The 11,556-nt window shown below is 64.4% G+C and carries 12 protein-coding genes; 1 reads left to right on the top strand and 11 read right to left on the bottom strand.

The genetic code is table 11. From position 1 onward, the window contains the following. Positions 1–167 precede the first annotated feature (167 nt). The 11 genes from CO675_RS19155 to CO675_RS19110 form a co-directional block, all read right to left on the bottom strand. Complete coding sequence (locus CO675_RS19155; protein WP_097673456.1) at positions 168–2,381, bottom strand: TonB-dependent receptor family protein; 2,214 nt, start codon at positions 2,379–2,381, stop codon at positions 168–170. 52 nt (positions 2,382–2,433) lie between these two features. Continuing rightward, entirely contained in the window at positions 2,434–2,817 is a 384-nt protein-coding gene (locus tag CO675_RS19150) for a DUF2946 family protein (protein WP_158231271.1), read from the bottom strand. Positions 2,818–2,947: 130 nt separating this feature from the next. Beyond that, a complete protein-coding gene (locus CO675_RS19145) occupies positions 2,948–3,229 on the bottom strand; it encodes a hypothetical protein (RefSeq protein ID WP_097673454.1) in 282 nt (93 codons plus the stop codon). A 141-nt stretch (positions 3,230–3,370) separates the two neighbouring features. After that, positions 3,371–4,870 carry a tripartite tricarboxylate transporter permease gene (locus tag CO675_RS19140; RefSeq protein ID WP_097673453.1) on the bottom strand — a complete coding sequence of 500 codons (1,500 nt, stop codon included), beginning with the start codon at positions 4,868–4,870 and terminating at the stop codon, positions 3,371–3,373. Further along, positions 4,870–5,370 (bottom strand): tripartite tricarboxylate transporter TctB family protein, encoded by a 501-nt coding sequence (locus CO675_RS19135; protein ID WP_097673452.1) that lies wholly within the window; start codon positions 5,368–5,370, stop codon positions 4,870–4,872. Before CO675_RS19135 ends, CO675_RS19140 begins: the two co-directional genes overlap by 1 nt. After that, positions 5,367–6,335 (bottom strand): Bug family tripartite tricarboxylate transporter substrate binding protein, encoded by a 969-nt coding sequence (locus CO675_RS19130; RefSeq protein WP_097673451.1) that lies wholly within the window; start codon positions 6,333–6,335, stop codon positions 5,367–5,369. Before CO675_RS19130 ends, CO675_RS19135 begins: the two co-directional genes overlap by 4 nt. A gap of 893 nt (positions 6,336–7,228) precedes the next feature. After that, complete coding sequence (locus tag CO675_RS40005) at positions 7,229–7,438, bottom strand: hypothetical protein (RefSeq protein WP_143279041.1); 210 nt, start codon at positions 7,436–7,438, stop codon at positions 7,229–7,231. 380 nt (positions 7,439–7,818) lie between these two features. Beyond that, a complete protein-coding gene (locus CO675_RS19125; RefSeq protein ID WP_092114742.1) occupies positions 7,819–8,040 on the bottom strand; it encodes a hypothetical protein in 222 nt (73 codons plus the stop codon). Between the two features lie 20 nt (positions 8,041–8,060). Then, entirely contained in the window at positions 8,061–8,291 is a 231-nt protein-coding gene (locus tag CO675_RS19120; RefSeq protein ID WP_097673450.1) for a hypothetical protein, read from the bottom strand. Positions 8,292–8,494: 203 nt separating this feature from the next. After that, positions 8,495–9,013 carry a transcriptional regulator LdtR gene (gene ldtR / locus CO675_RS19115; protein ID WP_018271925.1) on the bottom strand — a complete coding sequence of 173 codons (519 nt, stop codon included), beginning with the start codon at positions 9,011–9,013 and terminating at the stop codon, positions 8,495–8,497. A gap of 666 nt (positions 9,014–9,679) precedes the next feature. After that, the gene (locus CO675_RS19110; protein WP_016845013.1) at positions 9,680–10,141 is read right to left on the bottom strand and encodes a DUF6163 family protein; all 462 of its coding nucleotides are present in this window, start codon (positions 10,139–10,141) and stop codon (positions 9,680–9,682) included. A 213-nt stretch (positions 10,142–10,354) separates the two neighbouring features. Between CO675_RS19110 and hemB the strand changes: the two genes are divergently transcribed. Continuing rightward, complete coding sequence (gene hemB / locus CO675_RS19105) at positions 10,355–11,419, top strand: porphobilinogen synthase (RefSeq protein WP_097673449.1); 1,065 nt, start codon at positions 10,355–10,357, stop codon at positions 11,417–11,419. Positions 11,420–11,556 lie beyond the last annotated feature (137 nt).

Below are 11,556 nucleotides of genomic sequence, written 5' to 3'. Positions count from 1 at the left end.
GTTTTTTTGACGTCGTCAGGGTGGTGTCAGCATGTCGCGCTAGGTTCGCGCCGCGGCGAGATTTGCCGCGCCCAGACTGGCCCGCTCCGAATTGCGAGCCCCGGAGCGGGCCTTTTACATGCCGAGTGCATGACAGGGTTTCACGCGACGGCCAGTTTGCATCCCGCTCACCATCGATAGCGCAGCCCCGCATAGATCGCCCTGCCCGTTCCCGGCTCGAACAGCGGTGACGCCGCATTGGCGCGGTCGATGATACTGGCGCTCGCGATATAGGCCTTGTTGGCGATGTTGCGCGCCTCGATATAGCCGGACACCGGGCCGCCATTGTCGAAACCGGCCTTGAGGCCCCAGATCGCATAGGCCGACGTCATCAACGTATTGGCGCTGTCGACGAAATAGGCCTGCGGCACCCACTCCAGATTGGGTCCGACATAGAGCCCGGTCGGATGCTTGTAGAGCAGCTCCGCCCGCACGAAGTGGCGCGGCGCCCCCGGCAACTGGTTGTTGCCGAACACCGGATCGTTGTCGAAGCGGAAATCGTTCAGCGTGTAGGCGATGTTGAGCCAGATCTTGTCCGGCGTCGGTCCACCGACGAATATGTCGCGGAAGATCGCAGCACCCGCCCCGGCCTCGATCCCCTGGTGAACCGTCTTGTTGGCGTTGGTGACGTTGCAATTGCCGAACGCGCTGTAGAGGCACAGCAGCTCGTTGTCGATCTCGGATCGATAGAGCGTGACCTCCCAGGCGTAGTCCGGCCGCTTCATGCGGGTGCCGATCTCGTAGGTCGTCGCGGTCTGCGGCTTGATCGAAAAGAACGGAATGTTCGGCAGGCTCGGATTGAGGAAGTTCGGGCTGACGCTCTCGCCGAAGCTCGGCACTTCGGCGCTGCGCGAGACGTTGCCGAACACCTGCCAGCTCGGATCGACCTGCCACAGCAGGCCGGTCTTGGGACTCCACAGGCTGAAGCTGCTGCGGCCGTTGAGATCGCCATTGGTCGAGAAGTTGACGTGCTGATCGCGCACCGCGAACAGATATTGCGTGCCGGCGACGAAGGCGACCTTGGGCAGGAAGTAGAACGAATTCTCCGCGAATGCCGAGTAGTTCTCCGGCGTCTGCCGCAACGACGACGTCTGTGTCCCCTTGAAACCGCCGATATTGACGAATTGCTGGGCATCGATGCTGCCGTTGAGAATGTTGACGCCGGCGACGAAGCGGTTGCGGAAACCGCCGATGACGCGGTCGTCGGTGAGCTTCGCGAAGCCGCCATAGTCCCTGTAGCGATAGTCCAGCCACTGGAAGATCGGATGCATCAGATGCCGGTCGACGCCGAACGCGCCGAATTCGAGCTTGACGTCGTCGAGGCGGATGGTGGTCTTGTTGGCGATCCGCACCGTGTCGATATTGCGCTGCCAGTCATTGGTGACATTGACGGGTGCAGCCGTGGTCGGCGACGTCAGCGCCGTGGTCCGGTCGACGCTGCCCGGGATGCGCTGGCGCACCTCGTTGGCGTTCAGGTAGAACCGGGTCTCGACGTCGGGCGAGATCTGGTAGCCGACATTGGCGCTGAGCTTGTTGCTCGAGCCGAAACTGTGATCGCGGAAACCGCCGGAGGCCTGCGTGGCCGCGGTGACGAAGCCGTCCCACGGACCGTTCGCGCCACCGGCATTGACCTGTAGCCGCCTTGTGTTGAACGCGCCGAAGTCGAACGACGCGCCATTCGGGTTCGGATCGCGTCCGGTCGGCGTGACGAAATTGATCGCCCCGCCGAGCGAATTGGCACCGAACTGCAGCGCATTGCCGCCCTTGTACACCTCGACATATTTGTAGGCGGTCGGGTCGACCTCCTGGAAATCGCCGTAGCCGTCGGAGGTGTTGATCGGAATGCCGTCCATATAGAGCTGAATGCCGCGCAGATGGAAATTGCGCGATAGGCCGGAGCCGCGGATCGACAGCCGCGTATCGTCGCCCCATTTCGGCTGCGCGAACACGCCGGGGACATAGTCGAGGATGTCCTTGATCGTGTTGGCCACGGTCGAGTTGCGGTAGGCCGCCGCCGGCACCAGCGCGACGCCACCCGGCGTGTTGTTGATTTCCTTGAGCGCCTGCTGTGCCGACAGCACGGCCAGCGCGGCCCGGGCGCCGCCGCCCTCACCCGCGGCCGCTTGCACCGGCGCGGCAGGAACATGCGCGGTCCGTGCCGGGGCGCTGCGCGCGGCGTGCCGCAGCGGACGCGCCGACGCGTCCCGCCGCTGCTGGGGCGCGTCGACGGTGACGGACGGCAGTGTCGATTGCAATGCGGATTGAGCATTTGCAGGCGAGATGAATGCTGCGGCGGCGCTGGCGAGCGCACAGGCGCGCAGCCGCGCGATGGCGGATGACATGACAGGACTCCGGATATGATCTGACGAACGAGGTGCGCCGAAGCGCCGGCGGTCAGCTCAGGGCCGGAGGTCCACGGGATTGATGATCGTAGGATCGGAAACGCGCAACGAACCGCGCCTCGAACGCACGGATCGTGGTGACCGCGACCGACAGCCGCGCGCCGAGCGCGAGCTCCGGCGGCGGCAGCGCGCCGGTGACGTGATGACCGATGCACAGCGGACAGTGGATCGCGCCGCCCCGGCCGCTCTTGCCCGCATCGTCGTGCGCCGCATCGGCGTCAGTGCTGTTGATGCAGAGGATCTGGCCGGCTGCCGCGGCCACAGGCGATATGCTGGCGACGAGGAGGCTCGACAGGATGACGTTGAGGACAAGCGCATAGGCTGCGACAAACGCCGCCGCCCTGCCCACACGCTGCCTGAGAACGAACCGCCTCATCTCACACCCCACCCCACGCGTATCACAGCGCAAGGGGGAGTCAAAATGCATCGGCCGCCGATTCAACCGATCGCGCGGCGGTGTTGCAGGCGGGCCATATGACGAATTGTCCTACGGCTACGAGCCGACGTCAGAATGCACTCTTGAACTGCGCGACATAGTCGGGGCTGCCATAGACCCACATCGGTTCGTCGCATTGCTGTGGGCCGACATCGTTCATGCAGGCGGCACTCCACGACGGAGCCGCGATCTGACGGCCGACCATCCTGTAGCCTGGCAGTCCGCTGCCAATTGCGGGCCCTGTGCCAACATGCACGCGATCGCCGCCTTTGCCGGTTCGCGCATCAGCATTGGCCTGGGTCGCAAGAGATGGCGCCAGCATGAGCGCCGCCAGAAGGTAGATGGTCTTCATCGTTCAGCCGCCTTGGTTGCGCCTCGCGCAAGCGAGGCATGTGTGCGTTGCTGAAAGGAAGACCGAGATCGGAGTTTGGATATTTCCCGATCACGCAAATGTTGGCGGCGTTGCCCTCCGGCAGATCGATCGATTCACGTCCTAATCTTCATTCGCCTTGAACCGCCCGAGCCCCCTCAGCACGAACGGCGCCAGCAGCGCGATCAGCGCGACGCCGAGCAGCGTTGCCGACATCGGGCTTTGCAGCAGCACCATGGGATCGCCGAGGCTGATCGCCAGCGCCCGGCGCAGCTGGCTTTCCGCGATCGGCCCGAGGATCAACCCGATCACGACCGGCGCGATCGGGAAATCGAACCGCCGCATCAAAAAGCCCATCACGCCGAACGCCGCCAGCATCGACAGCTCGACGACCGACGGCTTTGCCGCGATCGTGCCCATGGTCGCGAACACCAGGATGCCGGCATAGAGCCACGCTTGCGGGATCGCGAGCAGCCGCACCCACAGCCCGACCAGCGGCAGATTCAGCACCAGCAGCATGCCGTTGGCGATGAACAGGCTCGCGATCAGGCCCCACACCAGATCGGGCCGCTCCGCGAACAGCAGCGGTCCGGGGTTGAGGCCGTATTGCTGGAAGCCCGCCAGCATCATCGCCGCGGTGGCCGAGGTCGGCAGCCCGAGCGTCAGCAGCGGCACCAGCGTGCCGGCGGCGGAGGCGTTGTTGGCGGCTTCGGGTCCCGCGACGCCTTCGATCGCACCCTTGCCGAATTCCTCCGGATGTTTTGTCAGCCGCCGCTCGGTTGAGTAGGACAGGAAGGTCGGGATCTCGGCCCCGCCGGCCGGCAGCGCCCCGATCGGAAAGCCGAACAGCGTGCCGCGCAGCCACGGCTTCCACGAGCGCCGCCAGTCCTCCCGCGTCATCCACAGCGAGCCGCGCACCGGCTCTAGCTTCTCCTCGGCGTGATGGCGGCGCGAGGCGACATAGAGCGCCTCGCCCACCGCGAACAGGCCGACCGCGAGCGTCGTCACCTCGACGCCGTCGAGCAGCTCGGGGATGCCGAAAGCAAGCCGCGCCTGGCCGGTCAACTTGTCGATCCCGACCAGCCCGAGCGTGAGGCCGATGAACAGGCTGGTGAGCCCGCGAACCGGCGAGTCACCGAAGGTCGCCGACACCGTGACGAAGGCGACGCACATCAGCGCGAAGTAGTCCTCCGGCCCGAACCGCACCGCGAAGTCGACCAGCCATGGCGCGAGGAATGCGAGGCCGATGGTGGCGATGGTGCCCGCCACGAACGAGCCGATCGCCGAGGTCGCCAGCGCCGGGCCGCCGCGGCCGGCCTTGGCCATCTTGTTTCCCTCGAGCGCGGTCGCCATCGACGCGCTTTCGCCCGGCGTGTTGATCAGGATCGCGGTGGTCGAGCCGCCATACATGCCGCCATAATAGATGCCGGCGAACATGATCAGCGAGCCGCCGGGATCGAGCTTGTAGGTCACCGGCAGCAGCAGCGCGACGGTCAGCGCCGGACCGATGCCCGGCAGCACGCCGACCGCGGTGCCGAGGAACACGCCGATCAGGGCGTAGAGCAGGTTCATCGGCTGCATGGCGACCGCCATGCCGTGCGCCAGCGCATCGAAAGTGTCCATCACAGCAATCGCTCCAGCGGGCCGGTAGGCAGGCTCAGCGTCAACAGTTTGTCGAACGCAAGGTAAATGAGGGTCGAGATCACGAGCGCGATCGCGGTGTCGGCCAGCACAGCGCGCCGGCCGAAGGCCGCAGACGTGGTGACGAACAGCGCCGAGGTGGCAAGGATGAAGCCGCCGCCGAGGCCGATGATCGCAATCAGAAGCGCCAGGCCGCCGATGATCAGCCACACCGGCTTCGGATCCATGCTCTCGCGGGGCGGCAGCTTGCCGCGCAGCGCATCGATCAGATTGCCGACCGCGAGGACGACGAGGCCGACCGCGATGACGATCGGCATCGCCTCCGGGCCCATGCCGTACATCGTGGTGGCCGGCAGCTTGCTAGCGTCCCACACCAGCACCGCGGCGAGGACAGCGAGCGCAGCCGCAATGGCGATACCCGCGCGATCGACCCGCCGTGCCGGCGTGCGCGCGAGATTGTCGGAAGCCGTGTCCGGCGTCATGACTTCACGAGGCCGACGGACTTCAGCACCTCGGTGACCCGCGTAATCTCCTTCTTGAGGAAATCCGCGAACGCATCGCCGCCGAGATAGGCGTCATCCCAGCCCTTCTGCTTCAGGATGTCTTTCCAGGCATCGGACTTCACCATCATCTCGACGGCATCGCTCAGCACCTTGCGCTGCTCCGGCGTGATGCCGGGCGGTGCCACCACCGAGCGCCAATTCGCCAGCACCAGTTCGATCCCCTGCTCCTTGAAGGTCGGGATGTCGACGCCGGGCAGCCGCTGCGCCGAGGTCACGCCGAGCGCGCGCAGCTTGCCGGCCTTGATCTGGCCTTCGTACTCGCTGAGGCCGGAAATGCCGGCCGTGACCTTGCCGCCGAGAATGGCGGCGAGCGACTCGCCGCCGCCGGAGAACGGAATGTAGTTGATCCTCTTCGCGTCGGCGCCGACCGTGCCTGCGAACAGCGCCGCCATCACGTGGTCGACGCCGCCGGCCGAGCCGCCGGCAAAGGTCACCTTGGCGATATCGGCCTTCAGCGCTGTGGCGAGATCCTGCGCCGTCTTGATCGGCGAACTCGCCGGCACCACGATCACCTGGGTCTCCTCGGTCAGGCGCGCGATCGGCGTCACCTGATCCAGCGTCACCGGCGACTTGTTCATGGCGAGCGCACCAACCATGACGAAGCCGTTCACCATCATCTGGCTGCCGTCGCCCTTGGCGCCGTTGACGAACTGCGCGATGCCGACGCTGCCGCCGGCGCCGGGCACGTTGGTGACCTGGACACTGCGCGCGACACCGGCGGCGACCAGCGCCTGCTGCATCGAACGCGCGGTCTGATCCCAGCCACCGCCAGGCGCCGCCGGCGCCATCAGCTTGAGCTCGAGCTGCTGCGCGGATGCCGGACCACTCGCCCCAAGCAACAGCGCGACGACCGCGCCGAATAGGCGCATGTGGGACGAGATCATGGGGCTTCCTCCTGGATTTTCGGACGCGGCCCGCCGATCGCCGGCTGCGTCCAGTCGCGTGGTCGCATCGCCAATCGAAACGCGCGAGTCCCCTCGGGTTATGGAATCGCGCACTGATCTCGCGTCTGCGCGTCCTTAGCGACCATTCGCCACAGCCTTCGGCAAGCCCGCGGCGCAACGACACCGTGCTGCAAATCGCCGCACCTGGCTGATTGCTTTTCGCTTGCGATGATTTGAGCGGCTGGCCGGCGCACGGCCAATCGATGCGGTCTTCATCCTGCATGGATCGAAACGGCAGGGCGAGCGCAGCCCCGAATACCGTAGCCCCAATCAACGACCCCTGGCACCGGAGGTTTCACAGCACCAGGGATCGCTACTCCCGGAGGGCTTGGGGGCTAAGGCCGGGAGCTGAAAGTCTACGCCTGCGGTTCCGGTTGGTTCCAACGGAATGCCAAGTGCGCGCTCGCTGCTTTCGTCAGGACAGGACCGCGCATCGTCGTCTCAGGCAAAAGCACTCGCGACGCCTGCCGACATCAAAACGGATCGCATCGACCGTCGCTTTGCCGGGAACCGGAACGGCAAGCACAGAGTTATCCGTCATAGGCGGGAGCTCGGAGAAAATTCCACCCCGGCAAATTTCAGTTCGAAAAGCCAGGCCGCTTCATTCGTTCGCGCTCGCATCGCGAAGGATGCGGCAGTGCGTGCCGGCTGCGCTCGTGGTCGCAGCGCGCCGATAGCGGCCCATCTGGGAGAGCGACGATGCAGGCGAACCACCACCATATCGACGGCGTGGAGGTTGCCTTTGTCTGCGCTGCGGCGGTGTCGCTGATGGCCCTGATCGCCAGCGTGGCGTGGCTCCTGCTGCGATGAGCAATCGAATCGAAAAAGGACCGTCACATGGGCGGTCCTTTTTTCTGCCGGTTGGAATGGATCAGTGAAAACTCAAAGGTTAAAAAATGCTCGGTAAACAAAGGTCGTGCCGGCAGAGTTGTATTACGACCATCCTGGCTTTTGATGAAATCCGGATCAGTACGGTGTTCCCGGCGACGGAACCGGGCGGGCAGCGGCTCGCCTGAGCCGCGCAGACCTGCCGCGTGCTGCACGGCACCCGCGCTAGGCGATGACACCGAAGAGCTTGGCTGTTTGACATCATGAAACGAGAACCATCCTCATCGTCGTCCTGGCGAAAGCCAGGACCCATTACCCCAGATAAGAATTGTTGGACGATGCTGGGGCCGCGGTCCCATCCATCATCAAATGCGGTGGTTATGGGTCCTGGCTTTCGCCAGGACGACGATCGTGTGTGAGGCACCCTCGCCCGGCCTGCGCGCAATTGCGCACATGGACCGGACGATCCATTACGCAGCGGCCTCCCGGCTCAAGCACAGGCGTCTCTGGAATACTGGATCACCGCATGCGCGGGTGATGACACCGAGTGGCTGTTTGACAGTTGAATCTCGCATGGACGACGGAAAAGTACGCCCTACAGCCCGGTAAACCCGGCCTTCACATGATCGGTGCTGCCGTCGAGCTGGCGCAGATAGGTCAGCCCGCACACGGTCAACCGGTGCGTATCGCGCTCCCCCGCCTCGAACAGCGTCTGCACGTACTCTGTCACCTTCGCGCGCGCTTCGTCGCTTGCAGCGGACGTGCGGTTGAGCAGCAGGTCATACGTCTGCATGATCCGATCGATCGCGGCTTCCATTGAAGTCTCCGGGTTGACGCTCAGGCGACCACCAGCGTCTCGGCCTCGAACTTCGCGATCGCCTTGTTGGCGAGGCGAAGTCGGTTCAGCTCACCGCGCTGGAACAGCTTTACGATGATGCCGAGCAGGCGCTCATTGGTGGCGAAGGTATCGGGAATGGCGCCGGATTTGCGCAGATAATTCGAGGCGATCGCGTAGGCGTCACCGACGACCTCGACGTTCAGCACCTCAACTCCGCGCTCGACCAGCATATCCCTGCCTCTCCGTTGGGAGACGGGATAAAGCGCAGGAAACGGCTTGGTTCCTCGCCGGGACCTATTTATTTTCGCAGGTGCAGCATGAAAAACGCATCGGCCGGGCATGACCGATGCGTTGGTTGAAGCAAGGTTGGACTGGAGGAAGGCTGCCGGTCTTTTGCGCGGCCGGCTTGGCCATCAGGCGAAAACAGGAAGGCTCAGAGGCGATACAGGATCTGGTCGGTCCAGAAGCGCTCAAGGCGGTGCAGCGACTTGTTGAGGCTCGCGAACTCCTCGTTCGAGATGCCGCCGACCTGCTCGACCGTCTTGACGTGCTTCTGATAGAGCGCATCGACGATCTTGCGGACTTCCTGGCCCTGCGGGGTCAGGCGGATGCGGACCGAGCGGCGATCGACGCGCGAGCGCTGATGATCGAGGAAGCCGAGCTCAACGAGCTTCTTCAGATTGTAGGAGACGTTGGAGCCGAGATAGTAGCCGCGGGTGCGCAGCTCGCCGGCGGTCAGTTCCTTGTCGCCGATATTGTACAGGAGCAGCGCCTGCACCGAGTTGATGTCGGCGCGGCCACGACGATCGAATTCGTCCTTGATGACGTCGAGGAGCCGGCGATGCAGCCGCTCCACCAAAGTCAGGGCTTCGAGATAGAGCGGCTGCACCGGAGCTTGACCGGTAGCGCGATCAGCGGCATCCGCCGCCGTTGTCGCAACGGCTTTCATCATGACACTTCCCCTGTTTGTCGTTTTTATCGACTTTATTTCGACGAAACTTGTGTCCCGCCTGATAGGTCCAACGTAAGGGGGCCGTTTGAATATCCGCTTAAATAAGAGAATAAAGAGATCATGAATTTAAGACAGTGAATCGTGGATTAAGCCCATGGATCAAGGACTTTTCGCAACTTTTCATTGACGGTGGCAGGCCCTTGTTCACGCTTCGTGTACCTCACCTGTCACATTCGGAAACAGCAACGTCTGAATTCGAAACGGTGCCGTAACGGGTATGAGGGAACCCTTTACGGTGACCGATCGGTTACCGGAAAATTCTTCGAAAATTTTATGGGAGTGCACCGGGGCGGGACGCGCGATGCGCGCAAGCTGCGGCACATGGAGTGCGGGGGGTAAGACCGGTTCCGCCGTCGACCCGCACAAAGCCGGCCGGCACACGCGCCGAGATCCGGTGAAATGGGTCCCGACGGCAGGTCCCGCAGAGACGCACCGCAAATGGTGCGCCTCGAAAGGGGTGCGATCTGAGGCATCCACCTAGCAGAACCAGCGACGCTGTCTTCTCGCTCCGCGCACGACTGCCAAATAATGACTGTCACCGTCGGCTCTTCGCTGCGCTGTCGCAGCCAGGCAACAGTGGTCAAGCCATCACGGCGCGCGGGGAGCCTATGGGGGGCGTTCGCGCGCCGACATCCAGGCCAGCGCGAGATAGGCCGCGAGCATCAGGGCCTCGAGCCCGACCACGGTGAGGCTGCCGCCATAGATGCCCGGAAACATCAGCTCGATGACCGCCATCGACACCACGGTGGTCAGCCAGACCACCGCGCCCCACGGCGTCGCGAGCCAGAGCCCGACGGCCGCGACGAGCTCGATGACGGCGAAATAGATCGTGGCGGTCTGCCAGGCCATCGACTGGTTCTCGAAGGCCTCCTCCTCGCCGCCGACGAAGCCCGTCACCTGGGCCCAGTGATAGAGGCCCTTCGCGACCGAGACGACGGCCATGATGCGCAGGAAGATGACGAGGCGCCGCGTCCACGCATTGTCGTCCGGCTCGATCCGGTCGGACGAGATCGCGCTCACCGAGATGGCGTTGTCCCGCGCCTGATCGCGTGCAGAGGTATCAGACATCCGAATCGCCGCATGGCGGCCGCAAAATGGCGTTCATGGCGCAGTCTTGGCCCGCCGGGGCCGCAAAATCAATCGCCGTTGCGGCAAATCAAGGGCACCCAGGGCGCAACGGTTGGCGCAATGACGACGCCCCTGACAGGTGCTAGAAGCAGTCTTATATCAGGTCCAGACTTTATCAGGTCCAGAACTGCCGTCCCTCGAGGAGAACAAGACATGGCGATCAAATTCGGGCGCCCGATCGAATTGCGCGATACGCCGCGGCGCCAGACCGACGCCCTCGCCTCCCCCTCGCTCGACCTCACGATCCGGATGCGCCGCAACCGCAAGTCGGAATGGGCCCGCCGCCTGGTGCGGGAGAATGTGCTGACCACCGACGACCTGATCTGGCCGATGTTTGTGGTCGACGGCCACAACACCCGCACGCCGGTGGCCTCGATGCCTGGCGTCGATCGGCTCACCGTCGACCAGATCGTCCGCGATGCGGAGCGCGCCGCAAAACTCAACATCCCGTGCATCGCGCTGTTTCCCTTCACCGAGCCGGCGCTGCGCGACGAGCACGGGTCGGAGGCGCTCAATCCCGACAACCTGGTCTGCCAGGCGGTGCGCGCGATCAAGAAGGAGTTTCCCGACATCGGCGTGCTCTGCGACGTCGCGCTCGATCCCTTCACCAGCCACGGCCATGACGGGCTGATCGAGGGCGGCAAGATCCTCAACGACGAGACGGTCGCGGTGCTGGTCAAGCAGGCGCTGACCCAGGCCGAGGCCGGCTGCGACGTGATCGCGCCGTCGGACATGATGGACGGCCGGATCGGCGCGATCCGCGAGGCGCTCGACGACAACGGTTTTGGCGACGTCCAGATCATGTCCTATGCCGCAAAATACGCCTCGGCGTTCTACGGCCCGTTCCGCGATGCGATCGGCTCGGCCAAGACGCTGACCGGCGACAAGCGCACCTATCAGATGGACAGCGCCAATTCCGACGAGGCCCTGCGCGAGGTCGAGCTCGACATCGCCGAGGGCGCCGACATGGTGATGGTGAAGCCGGGCATGCCCTATCTCGACATCGTCCGCCGCGTGAAGGACCGTTTCGCGATGCCGACCTTCGTGTACCAGGTGTCGGGTGAATACGCGATGATCGCAGGCGCCGCCGCCAATGGCTGGATCGACGGCGAGCGCGCGATGATGGAGAGCCTGGTCGGCTTCAAGCGCGCCGGCGCCGACGGCATCCTCACCTATTTCGCGCCGCGGGCTGCCGAGAAGATCAAGGCGGAGAGCTGAGCCAAGAAGCGCCTCCCCGGCGCAGCAACGGTGGTTTGCAGGGGCGCCGCCATGCCCGCAGACACGGCACAGACCGGCCGCCGAATCGCCGGAATATTTCGGCTAGTTAATGTTCGGGCAGCCTTGGCAGGCGCGCC

The organism is Bradyrhizobium sp. C9, assembly GCF_002532045.1.
Taxonomy (GTDB): Bacteria; Pseudomonadota; Alphaproteobacteria; order Rhizobiales; family Xanthobacteraceae; genus Bradyrhizobium.
This window is presented reverse-complemented; position numbering and strand designations above follow the sequence as displayed.

What these genes read in the sequence shown, in the direction of transcription:
- CO675_RS19150 (WP_158231271.1), bottom strand. Translation starts at nt 2,817, where the DNA reads ATGAGGCGGTTCGTTCTCAGGCAGCGTGTGGGCAGGGCGGCGGCGTTT.
- ldtR (WP_018271925.1), bottom strand. Translation starts at nt 9,013, where the DNA reads ATGATGAAAGCCGTTGCGACAACGGCGGCGGATGCCGCTGATCGCGCT.
- CO675_RS19125 (WP_092114742.1), bottom strand. Translation starts at nt 8,040, where the DNA reads ATGGAAGCCGCGATCGATCGGATCATGCAGACGTATGACCTGCTGCTC.
- CO675_RS19140 (WP_097673453.1), bottom strand. Translation starts at nt 4,870, where the DNA reads ATGGACACTTTCGATGCGCTGGCGCACGGCATGGCGGTCGCCATGCAG.
- CO675_RS19155 (WP_097673456.1), bottom strand. Translation starts at nt 2,381, where the DNA reads ATGTCATCCGCCATCGCGCGGCTGCGCGCCTGTGCGCTCGCCAGCGCC.
- CO675_RS19130 (WP_097673451.1), bottom strand. Translation starts at nt 6,335, where the DNA reads ATGATCTCGTCCCACATGCGCCTATTCGGCGCGGTCGTCGCGCTGTTG.
- CO675_RS19110 (WP_016845013.1), bottom strand. Translation starts at nt 10,141, where the DNA reads ATGTCTGATACCTCTGCACGCGATCAGGCGCGGGACAACGCCATCTCG.
- CO675_RS19135 (WP_097673452.1), bottom strand. Translation starts at nt 5,370, where the DNA reads ATGACGCCGGACACGGCTTCCGACAATCTCGCGCGCACGCCGGCACGG.
- hemB (WP_097673449.1), top strand. Translation starts at nt 10,355, where the DNA reads ATGGCGATCAAATTCGGGCGCCCGATCGAATTGCGCGATACGCCGCGG.
- CO675_RS19145 (WP_097673454.1), bottom strand. Translation starts at nt 3,229, where the DNA reads ATGAAGACCATCTACCTTCTGGCGGCGCTCATGCTGGCGCCATCTCTT.
- CO675_RS19120 (WP_097673450.1), bottom strand. Translation starts at nt 8,291, where the DNA reads ATGCTGGTCGAGCGCGGAGTTGAGGTGCTGAACGTCGAGGTCGTCGGT.